Genomic DNA, 20065 nt, shown 5'->3' with positions numbered 1-20065 from the left:
ACTAAGCCCCCTCAGTAGATTTAAGTTCTTTGCCAAACATCTCAGTATGCTGTGCTGTCACATCATTACCGTCAGTATCGTGAAGCGTGCATCTCACATGGCCTCGACCACGATGCCGTCCACTGCCTACATATCGAAGTGCGAGTGTTCCTACTGCTATCAAGGATTTCATTGCATCGGTTGGTTCTTGCTCGAAATCCAAATTCGCCAAGAGTTCCAGTTCTCGAACAATGACGCGGGCTGAACGAAGACTGCCTTTATCCGGTACACCACTTAAGGCTTCGATCGAAGTTTGGCGACGAATGGTGGTTAAGCTGTTTAATATATCTGTTTTGGTCAACTGCCCAGCATCAATATCAATTTGCTTTGCAACGGCTGCTCGTAGATCCTGAGGTAAGCAAGCGTCACCTACATGAAGAATTCCCTTTGAACTCAATTCACTGCCAGGTTCCCCAAACAACCTGTAGGCGATATCAAGCCAGTCCAACTGGTAAGTGGGTAGGACTGCAATTAAATTCTCACACTCTTCTCGCAGAAGACCTTTAAGAGTGCGCCCACGCAAGTAAGGAAAGCCATAAGCATCATGTTCAACTTCTTGATCAACCAGTCCAGCAACACCATCACCACGACCGAACGTTGTATCACTAAGTAGTTGAATTCTGATTTGCAATCTAGACATTCTTCGCTCCTTTCAATGCGAGGTAGAATTCCATTGCCTCGATCGTGTCAAAGTAGCCGCAATAATTATCCAGCCATCCCTGTATTGCTAACTGTTCGGCTCGTCCACTAGATTCTGGGTAGATTGGTAGCCTTTGATTCTTGATTGCATAGTTTCTAAGAAAGTCTTGTACGGCTTCTTTAGTTCCTTGGCGCAGTACTTCACGCAGGGCAAGAACCTTGTTTTTACGTCCTGCCCATCCTTCGTCCTGGTGAAACTGGAAAATAACTTGGCTTAGTCCCTCCCAAGTGCGCCAATCGTCATCCTTTTGGTGTAAGCGTACAGGGCGCATTTGTAAGTGCTTTGTAGTCTCATCAACTTTAATTTGGTACTCTCTATCTCGAATATCGGAGATCGAACCACTTAAACCACTCGCTGCCAAATGCCAATCTAGAGCAGAAAATCCATCAGGGTCAGAGTTTTTGTTGTCCTTTATGTGTTTCTTGGCTTCACGGCATAATTCCTCACTCAATTGGTACGCTCTTGCAAATGGATAGTGAGTTTTAATAACACATACTCCTGCACAAGCATAAAGAGTTTTTCCATCGGCAATTGGCTCATGCTCTAAAGCATTCAAATAAACAGAAGCTAGTTCAATACCAATTCTGCCATCACAGATAAAAGTGATATCATCACCACCATAAACCAGGGGACGGAAAGGTAGGTAAGGCATTTTTAGGGAAAATTCACCAAGTTCCCCTTTTACTTTTCCTTCCTCAATTGAGGCTTTAACAAACTCAGCTACTTTCTGTAAAGCATTTATCCCTGCTGCGTTAACGGTCTTTGAAAGTTGCCAGATTCCATCAACGTAAACTTGATTTGATTTCGCCATATCATTCAAGTTCTGTTTGGCTAACTTCTCTCCATATTCTCGAAATCGTTTACCCATTCCGTTTCCATCCGCATGAATTACTGCGGCATAACTCAAGCTTCCTTCAGATCGCCCTAGTTGATCGGTTCTCTTGGGAAACTGATAGACGTTGAAATCAAAAATTTCCTTGAACAACTTTTGCAGACGATCCTCTGCTCTCTTAGCAGCCTCTAGCTTCTGGGAGGTTTCAGTAGAAATTAAATAGCTATCAGTTTCTTCATCATGCCTAATGTAACGATCGCTACTATCAACTGCTGGTAATTGAGTCGAGTTACAAGTAGCTGTTACCCCTAAACCCAATAAAGGTGAGGATGAGACTTGTTTTTGCTTTGCTTGTTCAATGTCATGTTGCATCAAACCTTGAATCACATCATGCAACGACTCATGATCCCAATCAAACTCCTTATGGGCTGCAACCAAATTAATGCCTCGCGCCTCTCTCAAGATTTTTTCACTTAGTTCTTTAGTGAACTCAGTTGCGCTATCCTTTGACGGGAACAACAGTAAGGCATTACCACCCCCTGCATAAATTACTTCTGTTCCCAAGCGTATATGGTTTTGTGCGATCGTATGAACCCAAACGCCTGTTGCTTCATGTACTAACTGAGAAGCACCAATATTTTCACGTAAGCGATTGCTGTTGAAGACATAGTTCTGAATTCCGGTTGTGTCCAGGACTGTTACAGTTCTCTTACTCATCTTGCTTTTTCTCTACGAGTTTGACCCACTCAATAATTCGGTCTGGTAGTTCTACTAAATCATCACGACCAAAAACTCTTAGTTTGTTGTTTCCAACCAATGTCGATAGTTCTGCTTGAAGTGTATCTGGTTCATCCGAGCAACAAACTAACGCGACTTTTGCCTCTGATCCACCCATTTGTTCTGCTCGAAGACAAGCCTCAAACAATTTACTCTTACAAAGCTGTCGATCACTAGTAGTTGAGCAGGATATAGCAAAGAGTTGATAACCGCGAGTAAAAGCAACATCAAACTGGAAACCTTGCTCGGTTCCTGCTAAAGGAATTGAGAAATCTAAACCATAGTGTTTAACCGAAATCTGACTGGCTATTTCCTGAACTACTCTCAAGACATAATGTTCTAACCAAATGCCTTCCAACCACTTACCAAAATTTTTAGGCTTAGAGAAATAACCCTGCTTCTGTACTTCTGCAATTGCAAGTAATCCATCTCCGTCAAGGAATTTCAGATCTTGAAATTGCTTTTGAATATTATCCGGCAAAATCTCAATTGGGAATGATAGCTTTAAAATCTCAGTTTTATTCTTCCAATCGCCTAACGTTTCATCTGACTTCTCCTTACGGGCAGAACGACTGAAAATTTCATAAAACCAGTTTCTCCACTGTGTTAAATTGTCCTTTGCCTCTATGTCACTGTATAGTTGAGCGAGTGCTACAGCGAGTTCTGGTAAAATTGGTTCTCTTACGGGATCATGATCGAGCTCTAGCTGATGAATTTGAAAGAGTTTAGGTAGTTTAATCTCTAATGTATCTGGTCGAATCTTGAGACGAATCAGATCGCTACCTTCCTCAATGCACATTTCTAGATGGCGTGGATCGAGATAGCTGAATTGAATATTCAAACGCTTCTGATAGCTATTATTCTTTTTTTCGTAGCATAAAGTGCGATAGGCATGAACAGCCATCGTCTTAGTTCCACCTGTGTAGTTGATGCCAATTTTGCCAGTAGTGATCGTATCTAGCTCTTGCTGAACAACGTTTTCAATCCTAAAAGCATCAGATTCTCTGTCCTCTAGCGATCTCATTTTCGCAGGCTTAAAACCTTCATTTTGCAGAATTGTGGCTAATCGCTTTGCAGTCTCATCTGTGTCAGTTGTATAGATAAAGTGGGGTATACCTCCTTTTGCAAGGAGTAGTTTTGCAGCAACATAGTTAGGTAACGGATTTTCCCCGATTAATAGAAATAAGTGGTCAACTGTATAATTATTAAAATTAGGAATTTTCACTGAAATACTCCTTCATCTTGAGGTAGGACTACGCAGTAACTAACCATACGATGAGTTCTAGTGCGTTTATAATTCAGGCTAATTCTGACGGAGGGCGATCGCTGGCATTCGTTGTCGAATCACGGAATGTTCTGCCTGGTTAGTCCCAAGGTTAATGAGTTGAGCATGGTTGAGGATTGGAATCTCCTACTTCCTATGGGCATGGTTGAGTTGGTAGGTTGTAACCAGTCAATACGCTTTACAAATCCTGGCATAGAATTCCCATCGCAACAGAAATTGCAACAAAAAAAGAAAATATTAAAGAGCTTTTATAGAGTGCTACAGAAGTAAATGAATTGAAAATAGATGTTATAAATCAAGGGTTGCAATTCATCCACGGCATCAGCGTAAGGTTGACTACTCAAGCTAGGGTACTCTAGCTATGAAGTAGGGTCTTCCAGAATCAGTTCAAAACCTGTTGAATGAGATTTAGAATGCGGTCAAGCAATGGTTGTGGCACTTCCTGAGTTTTACCCCGCAACCACGATCCTGCTTCAACTTCTAGATGAGGGTGTTGGCTCACCACTGTGAAACAAGGTTCCAGTTTACTGTGAATGATGAAGACTGGTTCTAGCTTACCTGCACAAAGGTCATGCCATTCCTGAATCCTGTCAGGCTTGCTACTGATGACAATGTAATGGGTGCATTGCGCCACAACGGGTGCCTTTTCTGGTTGGGGTAAACCGCCGACATCGACCAGAACAATATCCATGACGGTGCGAATGTTGGCGATCGCGTCTGCATGGTATTGAAAGTAATCGTGAATCAGTTGGGCGGCATTCTCCTGTCGGTCCAGTTTGATTTCATTCTCGGTGGCTAATTGTTTTGCCAGAATTGGTGGCATCTCATAGGAGGCATTGCTTTCCCCATCCCAGTTGGCGCGATGCAGATACAGCTTGAGATAAGGGCAATGGTAGGTCAAACTGCGGCGCAGGGCATTCGAGAGCACACTCTTGCCACTATCGGGAGGTCCACCAATCAAAATGGCAAGTCCTGGTGTGCGGTTGAAAATAACGGGGATACCTGTGCCGACTGGAATTGTGGCTCTCTGACTGGCAGTTACGATGACCTGCTTTGTCCGTAGATCATAAAACCCAACCCAGGAAGCCGATCGACAACGTTCCAGCAAATGCACATACAACCAGGGTGGACCGGAACCAAATAGAATCACTTCCTGGTCAGGATTGAGACTATCGGGCAATTCCAGCGTTGCTAATGCCTGGGGTGGCATCAGGTTAGACAGGGTTTTCTTACCATCAATCAACGAAACGATCGCATCTGGGTCAACACGGTTGGCAATGTTGATGGCGATCGTCTGGCAGTTCCCCCGAACTGTGGTCAACTCCGTCACCTGGAGCTGGAGTTGGGCGTTCATTACCGTCACCGGGGATTTAGTATTATCCGATGACTCAGGCTGAGTTTTACGAAACACCTGAACGGGTAAATCGAGGGGGAAGACCTGACCCACTAAGCGTGAATTGGTGCGATCGACGGCAACAACCGCACCCAGAAGGCGAGGTTCGTAACAAGCAATCCAGGGCAGGTGCTGACAGTATTGGGTTAGATAGCCATACAACCAGATCGGCGCTCTTCCTTCCAGGACAATACCCCGATCAGGTTCTAAACCCTGAGGGAAGGACAGTCCTTTCAGATCCTCCAGGCTGATCTGGGTGTGTGTCAGATGGATATGAAGATGTTGATAGGGGCGACGATCGCGCGTCTGGTGTTGGATCAGGTCAAGTTCAATGACGGGCATCTTCAATGACGGGGAAAAGCAACTAAAATGACTGTAACAGATGCTAGAAGAGGGCACTTCCAATTTTCACTCCAGAGCGTTGGAATGGGAGGCTTCAACCCCAATGTCATACTGGTGACATTCGCTAAAAAGGCTTGTTGGATTGATTGTCCTATGGTTGTTACTCGCCCAACTCAACTGACCGAGCGCTTCGTGACTGCTCTGGTCTATGCGGCTCACCTACACGCAAACCAGAAGCGTAAAGATGGCAGAGTACCCTATATTGCCCATTTGCTCAGTGTGGCGGCTTTAGTGCTGGAGGATGGTGGCACGGAAGATGAAGCGATCGCCGGATTATTGCATGATGCGATCGAGGATCAGGGGGGGGATTCCACTCGACAGGCGATCCGTCAGCAATTTGGAGAGGGTGTGACTGCGATTGTAGATGGTTGCACGGAGCCGAATCGGTTATCCTCCTGGGAGGTGCGTAAAATGGGTTATCTTGAGCAAATTCGCTCGGCTCCCGCATCGGTACGGCGGGTTTCGCTTGCCGATAAATTGCATAATGCCCGATCGCTGCTGGCATCATTGCAGCAAGAAGGAGACGTTGTCTGGGATCGTTTTAATGGAGGAAAGGCACAAATGCTCTGGTTCTATACCGCTTTGCGGGATTTGTATCACTCAACGGGTCAGGATTATTTAAGCCAGGAATTTGCCCGAGTGATGGCAGACATTGAAGCGATCTCCCCACACCCCACACCCAGCATTCAATGACGCTTCCTCTTTTTGTTGACCAGCCCACGGTCGAACTGTTGCAATGGTTAGCGCGAGGTTCGCTGAAGCAAAATCTGGCGCGGGCGATTCGGCTCTGGGTCTGGTTGCGCTTCCTATATGGTGAAGAGAAAACCCAACTCCCACCTGAATTTTCCTTTGCGGATTGGCGAGAAACCTTTTTTACTCATACGCATCCCTCGGATGAGGGCATTCCCGATAAACACGATCGTCACTGTCGCTGTGCCAAAACAACGTCAGAGTGGTTATTCACGCCACAATCTGGCATGTCTCAGACGGAATGGTGCCGATCGCTGCAACAGCATGATTCCCTGCCGGACACCATCAAAGCCATTTTGAAAGCCCGGTTGTTTGGAGTTACGCGACGCAGTTTATACGAGGATTTGCAAATTCTGACGAAGTTGGGCTGGGTACAGCGAAAGGGGCAGAAATATCGACTGGTGGAGGAGTTTCCCCTGCGGGCATTGCCCACCAAAAGTAGCACCAGTGTGATTGTGCATCCCGATTTAGCGGCGATCGCGGACAATCTCTCCCAGCAAATCAATGGTCATCAACGTTTCTTTCTGCATGTGGATTATGTGGTGCCCCGGGATGCCATCGATCGAGTGGATGATTGGCAGGCAAACCTGCGACAAATTTGGGAAAAGAATCCGGTTCCGCCGCTTCTGGTCACTTATACCAGCGCAAAAGTTCTCAAGGACTTTCAATGTGTTCTCTATCCCGTTTGCATCTATTATGTGCAGCGAGCCACGTACCTGTGTGCCTGGGGACAAGTGCCGAATCAGAATCCCGATCGCATTGACTGGCGCAATTACCGTCTGGATCGGATTCAAAAGATAAAGCAACTCACCTGGACCGATAGGCGAATTCCGCACTTGATGCGTCAGAGTTTCCAACGCAATGATTTACCGTTGCCTGAGTTTATCCAGGAACGGATGGCGGAAGCCTGGGGATTTGATTTCTATCAACCAGATGCCCTGCTACTGCTACGGTTCGATCGGGATTTCCACGACGGCTATGTCCGAAACACAGTTCGGCATGAGACGTTTAAGCAGGTGGGTTATACTCAGGTCAAAAAGCTGATTCAACAGACGGTTTTTGATGCGGAGCAACAAAGGGTGTTGTTGCAGTTATGGCAGGCGCGATCGCCGGATGATGCTTACTATACGGCACGCTACCGTTTGGGCGATCTGAATGTGTTGTTGCGGTTGCGGGCTTGGCGACCCCGAATGGAGGTCATTTTGCCCTGGCAATTGCGCCAGCAAATGGCGATGGAGGTAGAGCAGGAATATCAGCTTTATAACGAAGGAAAGTAATGTTCAGTCCCGTTGCCGGGATTCATGGGTTTGAAAGACAACGGTACAGCTAGCGTAGACATTCATGATATGAGGTTTCAGTCCCGTTGCCGGGATTCATGGGTTTGAAAGGCAACCCCATTAACCAAATGGTCGATTAGTTGACCGGTTTCAGTCCCGTTGCCGGGATTCATGGGTTTGAAAGGTTGCTGGACGACATCAAGGTTCAGGGTGATGCTGTGTTTCAGTCCCGTTGCCGGGATTCATGGGTTTGAAAGTTTAGTAGCAAGGACTGGTGAGGATGTTTCCGCAAGGTTTCAGTCCCGTTGCCGGGATTCATGGGTTTGAAAGCGTAGCTTTCCTCCAAACTCGATCGCTTGGAGGATTGTTTCAGTCCCGTTGCCGGGATTCATGGGTTTGAAAGCATTTGTTGACTGCTCAGAAAACTGGGGATGTGTAGTTTCAGTCCCGTTGCCGGGATTCATGGGTTTGAAAGTCCTGATCATCAACTTAGATGACTCGCAAAACAATTACTGTTTCAGTCCCGTTGCCGGGATTCATGGGTTTGAAAGGCTGAAATTGCGCCCATTTTCGATGACAAAGCTTTTAAGTTTCAGTCCCGTTGCCGGGATTCATGGGTTTGAAAGTAGTCAGACGCTGCTGAGAGCGCTTGCTATGTTTGGTTTCAGTCCCGTTGCCGGGATTCATGGGTTTGAAAGTCCTGAATTCGTTTCACAGTCTCGCTATGCGTGGGAGTTTCAGTCCCGTTGCCGGGATTCATGGGTTTGAAAGCTACATCGACTCGAATACCAAACTGGCTAAGAAGATGTTTCAGTCCCGTTGCCGGGATTCATGGGTTTGAAAGTCCGGAACTCCGGACTAAAAAGGTCAGGCAGCAAGCGTTTCAGTCCCGTTGCCGGGATTCATGGGTTTGAAAGTTATGGGAATCAAGCGGGGGCGTTTCGTGCTGAGATGTTTCAGTCCCGTTGCCGGGATTCATGGGTTTGAAAGCATCCAGACAAGCAAAATAGACCCTAGAACGAAGATGTTTCAGTCCCGTTGCCGGGATTCATGGGTTTGAAAGAGCCGGCTCAGGCGAATCTGTCAGCGATTTGTTATGTTTCAGTCCCGTTGCCGGGATTCATGGGTTTGAAAGAACACGCACTACACAACCACCAACAGATCGCCGCTTTGTTTCAGTCCCGTTGCCGGGATTCATGGGTTTGAAAGCTTTTTCATGGCATTTATCAGACCTCTAGTAGCGCGAGTTTCAGTCCCGTTGCCGGGATTCATGGGTTTGAAAGCCCTGTTTTTTTAACGACATCCAACAATTCAAAAAATGTTTCAGTCCCGTTGCCGGGATTCATGGGTTTGAAAGCTTCATTGCTGTCGAGTTTGTCAAACGGTTCTTTTGTGTTTCAGTCCCGTTGCCGGGATTCATGGGTTTGAAAGCAGCACTGTTCCTGCTAAGTTGTGGACGCTATCACCGTTTCAGTCCCGTTGCCGGGATTCATGGGTTTGAAAGTCAGTCAGCAATTCAGCGTCCGTCTGCGATCGCCCATGTTTCAGTCCCGTTGCCGGGATTCATGGGTTTGAAAGAGGCTGGTGGGTCAGCTACTACTGATCGATCAGGATGTTTCAGTCCCGTTGCCGGGATTCATGGGTTTGAAAGATTCATGCACGAAGCAATTGAAACCAAAGTCGAATAGTTTCAGTCCCGTTGCCGGGATTCATGGGTTTGAAAGCCAGAAAAAATCCTTGAGACAGGAACGGCTTTCAGAGTTTCAGTCCCGTTGCCGGGATTCATGGGTTTGAAAGTTTGTTGCCAACTTCGGCACGATCGCGGAACATGCTGTTTCAGTCCCGTTGCCGGGATTCATGGGTTTGAAAGTTCCCCAGGCTTGGAACGGTTGTAGGTTCAATATGTAGTTTCAGTCCCGTTGCCGGGATTCATGGGTTTGAAAGGGCGTATTACGCCCTGAGAGAGCGTTACCGGGAAGTTTCAGTCCCGTTGCCGGGATTCATGGGTTTGAAAGCTGGGGTTCTCGACAACCTATACCTATTACTGTCTGTTTCAGTCCCGTTGCCGGGATTCATGGGTTTGAAAGTCGCACCCCACAACCCAAACACACACCTTACCTCCGTTTCAGTCCCGTTGCCGGGATTCATGGGTTTGAAAGACCCAAGAGAATGTCAGCAGGCAACTACCTGAACGTTTCAGTCCCGTTGCCGGGATTCATGGGTTTGAAAGGGTAGAAGGAACTGATGAGGATGGTAATACCTATACTGTTTCAGTCCCGTTGCCGGGATTCATGGGTTTGAAAGATTGAAGGAGTTTGGAAGAGTTCAAAACGATAAGAATTTGTTTCAGTCCCGTTGCCGGGATTCATGGGTTTGAAAGCTACATCATGAGTACGATCGCAATCAGCCAGCCTTCGTTTCAGTCCCGTTGCCGGGATTCATGGGTTTGAAAGTCAAAAGCTGCAACGGCAAGCCGACGATCGCAGGAAAGGTTTCAGTCCCGTTGCCGGGATTCATGGGTTTGAAAGCCCGATTTGTTGCCGCTCTGGGCTACGCCGCAGACATCGTTTCAGTCCCGTTGCCGGGATTCATGGGTTTGAAAGGCTTTTTGATCCACAGGCGACAGACCTTGATTGTTGGTTTCAGTCCCGTTGCCGGGATTCATGGGTTTGAAAGTTCGATCGCCTCTGGGGTGTCTGGCACCGTCCAGAAAGATGGGTTTCAGTCCCGTTGCCGGGATTCATGGGTTTGAAAGTGTTCCGTAGCGGCTCCCACGGCTACGCTTAGGGGTGTTTCAGTCCCGTTGCCGGGATTCATGGGTTTGAAAGCCAGTTTCGAGCCGACATCAAGGGGGGTGACTGCTTGTTTCAGTCCCGTTGCCGGGATTCATGGGTTTGAAAGCTACGAACAGCAACAACCCGCGATCGTTGAGGGTTTCAGTCCCGTTGCCGGGATTCATGGGTTTGAAAGCTACGACAATGCCCCGACCAACACAATTTACCTGGGCGTTTCAGTCCCGTTGCCGGGATTCATGGGTTTGAAAGGCCATCTGGTCAGACGGTCAACACAGGGACGCGGGGTTTCAGTCCCGTTGCCGGGATTCATGGGTTTGAAAGGAAAAGTTTGTTCAGATGAACTATTACAATCGGGCAGTTTCAGTCCCGTTGCCGGGATTCATGGGTTTGAAAGCTTAAGGTCTTGAGGATCATACGACGATCTATAAAGTTTCAGTCCCGTTGCCGGGATTCATGGGTTTGAAAGCTGAGTTTGTGGAGAAGCCTAACCACATACATTGATGTTTCAGTCCCGTTGCCGGGATTCATGGGTTTGAAAGGGCAATTCGCCCGCGCCTTAAGCGCGATCCGTTGTTGATGTGGTTGGTTTCAGTCCCGTTGCCGGGATTCATGGGTTTGAAAGTTAGGCTACTGTAACACATTCATACTACACATTGCGGTTTCAGTCCCGTTGCCGGGATTCATGGGTTTGAAAGAATCCACACCCACAAGAAACCTTACTAACTTATGAGGTTTCAGTCCCGTTGCCGGGATTCATGGGTTTGAAAGTTTCTTTGCCCACACAGAACGCCAAGCGATCGAGTGTTTCAGTCCCGTTGCCGGGATTCATGGGTTTGAAAGGTTCGATGGCAGCTATCTCACATTCCCAGACATGACGTTTCAGTCCCGTTGCCGGGATTCATGGGTTTGAAAGGGGGTTCAAAACTCCAGACGAAAAGGTAATGAATCTGTTTCAGTCCCGTTGCCGGGATTCATGGGTTTGAAAGGTGGTCGGATTCGATACCCCGATCGCGCTATAAGTGTTTCAGTCCCGTTGCCGGGATTCATGGGTTTGAAAGCGACCGACGGATCTGGTGTGATCGTGTGGGACACCCGTTTCAGTCCCGTTGCCGGGATTCATGGGTTTGAAAGCACTTTATTCCTCTGGAGGGATTTCTTCGACCATTGTGTTTCAGTCCCGTTGCCGGGATTCATGGGTTTGAAAGCCCCTACCATAATCAGGGTTAATCAGGCTGGCATCCAGGTTTCAGTCCCGTTGCCGGGATTCATGGGTTTGAAAGGATGGAAGCTGGGATATTGAGATTCCAGACAGAGTTTCAGTCCCGTTGCCGGGATTCATGGGTTTGAAAGATGAGTGATCAAGAACCGCGATCGTTGCCCTATATTTGTTTCAGTCCCGTTGCCGGGATTCATGGGTTTGAAAGTCCGCCCGCTAGACTCCTTACTCTGTGGCTATCTTGGGATAGATTTTGGCAAAAGTCAAAAAAAACATCATTTCAGACATTAATATTTTGCCTTGAGTTTTTCTATCCTTTGGGAGAATTAATTGAAAGTATTGATTTGTCTAGGTTCTGCCAATTTTGGCAAACCTCCTAGGGTTTTAGCCCTTGCTTAGGTTTGCCAAAAAACCGGAGTTTAAATTATAACCTGCATTTTGTTGCGGAATTAAATCTTCATTGAATACTCAACGAAAGATAGCTATATTTGACCGCTTTCAATAGATGCAGCCACTAACCACAACGCTTTTGCCAGCTTAGATCCACAGACGGTACAAATTGAGTGACCTGTTTGAGCTTGGGAATACATTCCGGGTTCAGTGCTGCGATCGCCTTGAGTAAATGGCATTGTTCAATGTTGTCTGGAATCACGATCTACCTCCTACTAAAACAGTGATAATTGGTGCGCTTTCGCCCAGGCTGCGTTGAAGCCTTTGCGCCGTTTCTCTCGAACAACGTGCGGGCAAGCCACGATCAAGTCCTCGCAGCTAAACATTTCATTTCGCTTCTCAACGTAAGCTCGGAGAATGCCGTCCGGATCAACCGTCAGATCAACCTGCTTACCCATGTCCTCAGCCATCTTCACCAGTTGGGCACTCATCGCATAGCGATCGCCCACAGCAAGGCAATCAATCCGTCGCCAGGGGATACTACTGTAGACCCGTCGCACTCGGTAAATTGCCCAAGGTAACTCTTCTAGCCAGCGCTCCAATTCGATCAATGCCTCGAAATTGCCATCGGCGCGAATGATGTCATACAGCGATTTGCTATCCGGGTTGAGTGTTTGCCGAGGGTTCAGCGATCGGGCAACAAATTCGATCAGCAGGGCATAGCCGAATTCCTCTGGGTACATTCGATGCTTCATCAGAATTTCCTCAGTTGCGCCGGAAATCGTACTGAACGGGCAGAAGAAACATGCCGATCGCCACCAAGACACCCCCGGTCAGTAGATGCCTAAGAGCATGTTTGCAATGCTCAATGTAGGCTTTGGGCTTGCCCTCCACCGCAAAGGGTGGATTCATCAGCACTACATCGAATAGGGCATAGGGGGGCTTCATCCGGTGGTCACTCACCAGGTCGCCAGAGGCGATCGCCAGAAAATCAGCTTCCACCACATTGACGTTGCCATAGCCAAAGGAACGGATTTTCTTTGCCCGATCGGGGTCAAGTTTTACCGCCGTCAGTTCGTACTCGACGGTATCCCCTGCAATTTCCCAGAGGTCAGCCGCAATCGTATGCACCACTCGAACGATCGCACCGTCCCCGGCTGACAGTTCCAGAATGCGACAGAACGGGAATACATCAGATAATGCCGCCGCTTTGTCGAGCATTTTTTGCACAACGGCAACTGGAGTTGGGAAGAACGCCAGAGGATTTTTAGCGGGCATCTCCCCGGTTTCGATTACCTGCTCTAACAGCAGTTTGGGGTCTTTGTCCTCTGGGAACACATGGGCTTTCACCCGGCCTGATTTCCACTCACCCCCCAGGCGTGTTAGCACTTCGTTGGTTTTGACATACAACGGACGATCGAGTGGTTGAGTGATCCGGACGAGGTTGTTTTGAATCTCGACATCCTTCAGCACATCTAGCACTTCCCGGTCGATAGTTTGAGCGCTTGTTACAGCCATCGGTTAATGTCCTCATAAAACAATGCATCTGGGGAATTTCCCCAGATGCGAAATCACTAGACCTTGGGTTAAACGTCCTCGCGATTCAGCGGCAATTCCTGAAATTCTTCTAGGTCAATGTCCAATCAGGTTCATCGGCTCACATTGCCGTTCCCAGTCGGTATCGAGCAACAGATGGCAGGAATAGTATTTTCTTGCCAGACCCGGATGCAACGCCAACTCATCAGCCGCTTTCGTGACGGCTGCAATCACTTGTTGCTTCGTCGGCTTCTCCACTCCCTGAAGTTGCTGATCCACCAGAAAGCACACCCCTCGACAGATCTCGAAGGTGGTATAGGAAATCCGGGTCGAATTGGATTTGAGGGCGAACACCTGGGCTTCCTCCAAATTGAAGCGATGCACTCGGCACACACATTTAGTGATACCCAACCGCGACATCGCCTCGCGACGGTGATGCCCCGAAATTAGATATTTCTTCAGGGTGCTTGGATGCTCCCAGCAGTCGAGCGGGTCTAACATGCTGGGGTTCCAGTTATCGATCAGCCATTGCACGCGATCCTCATAAAAATCGACGGCGCGAAACTGGAACTTGGAGGTATCTAAACAAATATCGCTAACTGGTACTGTCTCCACGGCAGTCTCCTAAAAATTGCCAACAAAAAATGGCGACCGCTACTCACTCAGGCGATCGCCACTTACGAAATACGAAAAGCGATCGCCTACCATTGCGCGAACAAACGGCGATCGCTATGCAAAACTTGAGAGATGAGAGAAACGACGACCGTTTAAATAAGGCGAACAAACAACGGTCGCCGTGTTCCTGGTACTAACCCAAGGGAACGCTGTTAACCCGCGAGCTTGCCGTTGCCATTACTCGCTAAGGGCAGAGGTCGTTGCTTGAGGACCTGTTTAGTCGGCTTCATCTTGGCAGCAGGCGGCTGGGGTGAAGACTCAGGGGTGTCTAGTGTCGGCTCAAGCGTCGGCTCAAGCTTCTGCTCTAACACCTTTACTGAAATTGTAACCTCTAACAGATGCTTGCCGGAGGCTGGCTCCATCTGCGATACGATGCTCCCCAAATCCAGCGATTCATCTAGGGGAGAACTGGCGTGAACTCGTCCCCATTCATAGTCAGCCGTTGGGTCATTGGTCAGAACAACATGCAAGGTTCTCTGTTGAGAGTTCATAATTAAGATCATAATGTAGGTTTTGTTTCAGGCGTATCCGGGGAATTTCCCCAGATACGTTTTACGTTTGGGGACACCCCAATGGAAGGGCAGGGGACGATCCTGCCAGTTGCCAACCTCCCGGTTACAATTCCACGAACTCCCGATAGGCAACGCCATCGATCCAGGTAATGTCAATCTTGCTAAACGGCACTTCACTAGATCGCAGCGCTTCATAGTGGGCATACGCCAGAGCTGCCGCAATATAGTCCTCATCTCTCGCTTTCTTGGTCATCGTCGCTGGCATCTGCTTCAACTGCGCGATCGTCAGCCGATGGGCTAATGCATGAGCTTGCTTAAACCAATGCTCAGACGGCAGGATGTCCGCTAACCGGATAGCCGCCGCTCGGCGCTGTGCCCCCAAGGTGCGACATAACTGCATTTCGATGTCTGCGCGATTGGCTTTCCGCTTGATGAGTAGCTCGTATGCTTTCAGCCAATCGTTGTTTTCCATCCGTTGGCGATCGCAAACTTTAAGCCTGGTTTCAGTTCGAGCGGTGTAGTCGTCCCCGGTGGATTTGAACTTGGTGTAAACAGGGCTGGAAGCCATACGGGGAAAGGGTTAGGGTGTTGTGGTGGCAGTCGTCCCAGTCGGTTATAGGGGGTGGGAAAATGCTGGGTTAGCGCTTGTGTGAAGCATTTCCAGAGGGGGATTTTTGGGGGGACTAAAACCAATTTCCGGGCGATCGCGGGGCGTTTAACCTTGATCTTTGTCGGCTGTTTCGGGGGTGTTTTGGAGCCTGGTGGGGGTTTGGGCGATTTGATACCGAGAATGCCGGGAATGGATGAGATGGGGTGTCCATTCAGGAATTGGGTATGGCACGGAAAGCAACGGCAGGAACGGAGGCAGCGATCGCGGGTGAAAGTGGGGGTGAAACTGTAGCTCCAAGTGGGGGTGAAACAGCGAGTAAGTTTGTGGTGGAAACGTGGACGATCGAGGCATTGCGCCCGACGCTAGCGGCGTACAATCCCCGGTTGATTACCGAGCGCACATTGGAAGACTTGATGCGAACGATTCAGAAATTCGGCTTCCTTGTGCCTGTGGTGCTGAACAGGCGCACAAACCCCATGGTGGGGGGACACCAACGGTTGAAAGCGGCGGAACGGTTAGGCATGAGTGATCTGCCCGTTAAACTGGTAGACCTGGATGAAGTGCAGGAAAAGGCACTCAACCTAGCACTCAATAAGATTGAGGGGAATTGGGATTACGAACTGCTTGGTGATGCTCTGGCAGAAGTATCCAGCGCTGACCTGTTGAGCTTTTCTGGGTTCAATGAAGCTGATCTGGTTGAAATCATGGCAGAGCAGCAAACCGAATATCAGGAAACGTTTGAGGGGTTTGCTGTACGCCTGGGAAATAAGGGCACTCAGTCGTATCTCACCTTCCAAAGTCCAGAGGTGAAATTCTCCTGTTCCAAAGCTGAGTATGAAGCACTGGTCAGCCGGATCTATGGCAAGGTCGGAGTTGATGACATCAAAGCCGCGATCGAGTTCTTCCGCATGATTGGCTTAGACCCAGAAGACTAACCGAATCGCGATCGCACAATCTCATCTACCTAGGAGAATTTGTTAGAGCAGGTGAACCTAGAGCGCCTAAAAACGGTTCCCTTGAGTGACTGTTGTACGATGCAGACAGACCAATAAAACAAAGCTGGGTGAGCAAAATAGCCCATCCAGCTTATTTTGGAAAAACAAAAGAATAACAAAAATTTACAGCAAGACTTTTGGTAGAACCATCAGAAACCGATTACTCTAGGAGTGTTGTCACTCTAAAGACCGCTATACGTTGTAAGGAGGTGGACGATGACTGTATTTCTAGCCGAGCAAAGAACTGAAATAGCTTTAACGCTTCAAATGCAAAGCACAGAGGGTCTCGTTTACTCCTGCATAACTCAGGCATGAGAAGTTGGACTTCTTTGTGAACTTTGCGTCAAACAAGTTTCACAACAAGGAAATCCAATGAATTTAGAACAATTTGGCTGGAGCGATCGCCATGCTCACAGTTTCGCAAATTACCAGCAGCAAGGATTTAAGGCTGGTCGAGTAGCCATTGAATATCGCAATTCTTACCTTCTCTACACTGAGGAGGGAGAGCAAGCAGCGGAAGTGACTGGCAAATTCAGGCATCAAGCGGCTGGAATTCAAGACTTTCCGGCTGTTGGAGATTGGGTTGTGATTCAGCCCAGATCCACAGAACAGAAAGTAATGATTCATGCGATTCTGCCACGCATCAGTAAATTTTCCCGTAAAGTGGCAGGTAGCACCACTGAAGAACAACTGATTGCAACCAACGTTGACACAGTATTTCTTGTCTCTGGACTGGATAACGACTTCAATCTCAGACGGATTGAACGCTATTTAGTTCTGGCCTGGGAGAGCGGTGCAACGCCCGTCATTGTGCTGAACAAGGCCGATCTTTGCCTTGACCTTGAGCAACGGTTGGTTGAGGTAGAAACGATCGCGCTAGGTGTACCAGTCATTACGTTGAGTGCTACCCATCGGCAGGGTATCGAACAACTCCAATCCTATCTCCAACCAGGGCAGACGATCGCGTTGTTGGGGTCGTCTGGGGTGGGCAAATCTACTCTTGTGAATCTGCTCAAAGGGGAGCCGATACAAGCAGTGCAGGCGGTTCGAGAGGGAGACGATCGGGGTAAACATACAACCACGCATCGGCAGTTAATTCCCCTTCCTTCCAGTGCATTGATGATTGATACACCAGGAATGCGCGAACTTCAAATATGGTCAGGAACTGAGGCTTTGCCAGAAACCTTTACCGATATTGAAACCCTGGCGCAACAGTGTCGTTTCCGCAATTGTCAGCACGAACAGGAACCGGACTGTGCAGTTCAACAAGCCTTAACCGATGGACAACTCGACTTAGGGCGATTCTTGAACTACCAGAAGTTGCAGCGCGAACTTCACTATCTGACTCGCAAACAAGATCAACGAGCCAATCTCGCGGAGAAAGAACGATGGAAAAAGATTCATAAATCCTTGTGAAATCACCCAAAGTATCAGTGATTGACATTATCCAGGACGACGATTGAGCGTGACGACAGCCGTACTGCTGGCTCCCATTTCATCAACGATCGTGTAGGAAAAGCTAGTGAGCATTGGGAAAGGAAAGTATGAGTGACTGAAGGTATAGGTAAAGGTGCCGTTCGCGTTTCTGGTTAAGGTTCCGTTGGTGGGGTTGGAGTAGCTGACAAGTCTGAAGGACTGCTCATCTAAATCAAGATCATTACTCAAGGGATTGAAGGTAACGCTGCGTCCGGCAAAGTTCACAAAATCATTCATGGCGATCGGGGCCTGGTTCACCCACTCAACGGCTCCAATGTCAGGACGCCCATGCTGCGATCGTAGAACCCCATGTTGATCTCGTTCTGTATTCAATGCTGGATCGCCTGCATTGAATACAGGGCTACTCCATAGTGGAATCATCGTATGTACAGAACCGCCGTAATTGCCCAGCGGTTTCAATTTTGAATTAATGGGTTGTTGACTGGTGCCGACCTGATCGCCAACCTGACCAAACCCTGTACTGCCAGCGCCGTTGCCAATCAGATTGTAGCCTTTGCTGATAAAGGTTCCGTTCACATCGGGACTACTCATCCCTACAGGTGAGGTGTTTCCGGCAATGATTGTATTGTGAACGGTTACAGAGCCAGTGTTAAAGACGCCCACTCCCTGGTTGGCGCTAATGGTGCTGCTGGTTAGCTGCAAACGACCAGTCTGGTTATAAATTCCACCCCCCAGAGCAGCATTATTTTCTGCGATCGTGCTGTTGGTTAAATTAACTGTGCTGCTTTGATCACTTGAATAGATCCAATTGCCATTTAGAATTGCTCCCCCGATTCCAGCCGTATTAGCGCTAAAAGTGCTATTAATGGCAGTCAGGATTCCGCGATCGTTCCAGATGCCACCTCCACCCGCGCTGTTTGCAGCAGTGTTTTGAGTCACCATCACATGGCTTAATCTCACATCCGATCCAACATTCATTTGGATGCCGCCACCGTTGGATGAAAAACCATTAGCGATGGTCAGACCTTCCAGATTTACCGTGGCATAATTGGCGATATTTATGACTCTGGACCGCTGGTTGCCACTGATTGTCAGGCGGTTTGCACCTGGCCCCTTCAGGGTGACATTCTTCTCCAGTTTTAGCTCTCCCATATTCAGGGTTATTGTTCCACTAAGATTACCCGCAAAATTAACTGTCCCGCCGCTACTGAGCAGTGCCAAGGCTTCCCGCAGGGATAAATCACCTGCACTGAAGTTATTATCCATTTCATCGACGAGGGTATCTACAGTGAGATTGAACAATGGGGTTAATGGATTGGTGGTGGTTCCGACGCGATCACCCTTCACACCATTCTTGAAAACATCTTGCCCATCTCCCACCCCAATCACGTTACCGCCCTGGCTGGTAAAGCCTCCTATGAATCCTCTAATATCACTATTTCCAGCATTAGTGGTGTTGCCAGCGATCGTGGTATTTCTAACAGTTGCGTTACCGTTGGTGCCGATGTAAATTCCACCACTGCTATATAATGCATGGTTATCAAGGATATTGCTACCGCTAATTATGATATTGGAGAAATCACTGTAGATGCCACCCCCAACCCTTGCATAACCCACCGCGCTTGACATTGAAGCAGAATTGTCTTTGATTGTGCTATTGATGACTTCTAATGTCTTGGTATAACTGCGGTTCATAATGCCACCGCCTACTACCGCGTAATTGTACTGAAGAACCGTGTTAATGACTTTTAGCGCACCAATATTGTCAATTCCCCCGCCGAAATTTGATGAAAAGTTATTGTCGAGAACACTATTCATCACCGTCAAATTACCGGTATTAAGAATTCCTCCGCCATTGTCAGCTTGACCGTAGGCGATCGTCATGTCTTTTAGCGTGACAGTGGGTGAATTTGGGATCATATTCGGAGCATCCCAAAAACTAGTTGCGTATAAACCCACTTGAAAGACTCTGGAGGCATAGTTGCCGCTAATTCTTAACTTGTCTGCTCCTGTGCCGTTAATCGTCAGGTCGTCCAAAATTTCAAGTTGTCCATTCGTCAAGGTGATGGTTTGGGAACCAGAACCCAGGTTAAACTCGATCGTGTCTGCTCCAGCGTTATCATTGGCTGCTTGAATTGCCTCCCGCAGTGTCATCACACCATCATTAGGATCAACGATATCCAGTACGCTCGTAACCGTAAACGTTTTAGGTTCTGACGATGAGGACGTTACAGAGGGAGCAACTTCAAGATTGCTAGAGGATAGCACCAGAAATGGCTCACTGCTGCTAGATCTGCCAGGCGAAACGATCGCGGTTAATGGGTCTTGTAAATCGTTTGTAAGGTGCGGTGTCAAATCAGTGCTGAGGGGAGCGATCGAATTTTTTAGAAGTGAGGTTTGAGTCAATAGACCAGATGAGTCAGAGGTGTTCATGGCAGGATTCC

At 48.1% G+C, this 20065-nt stretch carries 16 protein-coding genes and 1 CRISPR repeat array; of the genes, 5 read left to right on the top strand and 11 right to left on the bottom strand.

Annotated features, from left to right (window positions below):
* Position 1 precedes the first annotated feature (1 nt).
* From ACN4EK_RS10615 to crn3, 4 genes are all read right to left on the bottom strand, one after another.
* Positions 2-679 carry an RAMP superfamily CRISPR-associated protein gene (locus ACN4EK_RS10615; protein ID WP_431657830.1) on the bottom strand — a complete coding sequence of 226 codons (678 nt, stop codon included), beginning with the start codon at positions 677-679 and terminating at the stop codon, positions 2-4.
* On the bottom strand, positions 672-2288 hold the full coding sequence (locus tag ACN4EK_RS10610; RefSeq protein ID WP_431657829.1) for a hypothetical protein: 1617 nt from the start codon (positions 2286-2288) through the stop codon (positions 672-674). Before ACN4EK_RS10610 ends, ACN4EK_RS10615 begins: the two co-directional genes overlap by 8 nt.
* Complete coding sequence (locus ACN4EK_RS10605; protein ID WP_431657828.1) at positions 2281-3573, bottom strand: PDDEXK family nuclease; 1293 nt, start codon at positions 3571-3573, stop codon at positions 2281-2283. Before ACN4EK_RS10605 ends, ACN4EK_RS10610 begins: the two co-directional genes overlap by 8 nt.
* A gap of 442 nt (positions 3574-4015) precedes the next feature.
* Positions 4016-5368 (bottom strand): CRISPR-associated ring nuclease Crn3/Csx3, encoded by a 1353-nt coding sequence (gene crn3 / locus ACN4EK_RS10600; RefSeq protein WP_431657827.1) that lies wholly within the window; start codon positions 5366-5368, stop codon positions 4016-4018.
* Positions 5369-5521: 153 nt separating this feature from the next.
* Here crn3 and ACN4EK_RS10595 point away from each other — a divergent pair, with 153 nt between their 5' ends.
* Together ACN4EK_RS10595 and ACN4EK_RS10590 are read left to right on the top strand one after the other, a co-directional pair.
* On the top strand, positions 5522-6121 hold the full coding sequence (locus ACN4EK_RS10595; protein WP_431657826.1) for an HD domain-containing protein: 600 nt from the start codon (positions 5522-5524) through the stop codon (positions 6119-6121).
* Positions 6118-7455 carry a TIGR03985 family CRISPR-associated protein gene (locus tag ACN4EK_RS10590; protein ID WP_431657825.1) on the top strand — a complete coding sequence of 446 codons (1338 nt, stop codon included), beginning with the start codon at positions 6118-6120 and terminating at the stop codon, positions 7453-7455. Before ACN4EK_RS10595 ends, ACN4EK_RS10590 begins: the two co-directional genes overlap by 4 nt.
* Positions 7456-11674: direct repeats of the CRISPR family, unit length 37 nt; unit sequence GTTTCAGTCCCGTTGCCGGGATTCATGGGTTTGAAAG. It lies immediately after the preceding gene.
* Positions 11675-11980: 306 nt separating this feature from the next.
* On the opposite strand, the gene ACN4EK_RS10585 is transcribed toward ACN4EK_RS10590, so the two are convergent.
* The 4 genes from ACN4EK_RS10585 to ACN4EK_RS10570 form a co-directional block, all read right to left on the bottom strand.
* Positions 11981-12118 carry a hypothetical protein gene (locus tag ACN4EK_RS10585; RefSeq protein WP_431657824.1) on the bottom strand — a complete coding sequence of 46 codons (138 nt, stop codon included), beginning with the start codon at positions 12116-12118 and terminating at the stop codon, positions 11981-11983.
* Between the two features lie 13 nt (positions 12119-12131).
* Positions 12132-12611, bottom strand: coding sequence for a hypothetical protein (locus ACN4EK_RS10580; protein WP_431657823.1), 480 nt, complete (start codon positions 12609-12611; stop codon positions 12132-12134).
* Positions 12612-12621: 10 nt separating this feature from the next.
* The gene (locus ACN4EK_RS10575) at positions 12622-13374 is read right to left on the bottom strand and encodes a hypothetical protein (RefSeq protein ID WP_431657822.1); all 753 of its coding nucleotides are present in this window, start codon (positions 13372-13374) and stop codon (positions 12622-12624) included.
* 114 nt (positions 13375-13488) lie between these two features.
* Positions 13489-14007, bottom strand: a complete 519-nt coding sequence (locus ACN4EK_RS10570; protein WP_431657821.1) for a ParB N-terminal domain-containing protein — start codon at positions 14005-14007, stop codon at positions 13489-13491.
* Positions 14008-14036: 29 nt separating this feature from the next.
* Between ACN4EK_RS10570 and ACN4EK_RS10565 the strand changes: the two genes are divergently transcribed.
* Complete coding sequence (locus ACN4EK_RS10565) at positions 14037-14204, top strand: hypothetical protein (protein ID WP_431657820.1); 168 nt, start codon at positions 14037-14039, stop codon at positions 14202-14204.
* Positions 14205-14219: 15 nt separating this feature from the next.
* Here ACN4EK_RS10565 and ACN4EK_RS10560 read toward each other — a convergent pair whose 3' ends face one another.
* Both ACN4EK_RS10560 and ACN4EK_RS10555 read right to left on the bottom strand, forming a co-directional pair.
* Complete coding sequence (locus ACN4EK_RS10560; RefSeq protein WP_431657819.1) at positions 14220-14558, bottom strand: hypothetical protein; 339 nt, start codon at positions 14556-14558, stop codon at positions 14220-14222.
* Between the two features lie 124 nt (positions 14559-14682).
* Positions 14683-15147: a hypothetical protein gene (locus ACN4EK_RS10555; protein ID WP_431657818.1), complete on the bottom strand. Its 465-nt coding sequence runs from the start codon at positions 15145-15147 to the stop codon at positions 14683-14685.
* Between the two features lie 266 nt (positions 15148-15413).
* Between ACN4EK_RS10555 and ACN4EK_RS10550 the strand changes: the two genes are divergently transcribed.
* Both ACN4EK_RS10550 and rsgA read left to right on the top strand, forming a co-directional pair.
* On the top strand, positions 15414-16124 hold the full coding sequence (locus ACN4EK_RS10550; protein WP_431657817.1) for a ParB N-terminal domain-containing protein: 711 nt from the start codon (positions 15414-15416) through the stop codon (positions 16122-16124).
* A gap of 432 nt (positions 16125-16556) precedes the next feature.
* Entirely contained in the window at positions 16557-17600 is a 1044-nt protein-coding gene (rsgA, locus tag ACN4EK_RS10545) for a ribosome small subunit-dependent GTPase A (RefSeq protein ID WP_431657816.1), read from the top strand.
* A 27-nt stretch (positions 17601-17627) separates the two neighbouring features.
* On the opposite strand, the gene ACN4EK_RS10540 is transcribed toward rsgA, so the two are convergent.
* Positions 17628-20054, bottom strand: coding sequence for an Ig-like domain-containing protein (locus tag ACN4EK_RS10540; RefSeq protein WP_431657815.1), 2427 nt, complete (start codon positions 20052-20054; stop codon positions 17628-17630).
* Positions 20055-20065: the final 11 nt, after the last annotated feature.

Origin of the sequence: Pantanalinema rosaneae CENA516 (assembly GCF_050753385.1) — a bacterium.
In the GTDB taxonomy this organism is placed as follows: domain Bacteria; phylum Cyanobacteriota; class Cyanobacteriia; order Leptolyngbyales; family Leptolyngbyaceae; genus Pantanalinema; species Pantanalinema rosaneae.
This window is presented reverse-complemented; position numbering and strand designations above follow the sequence as displayed.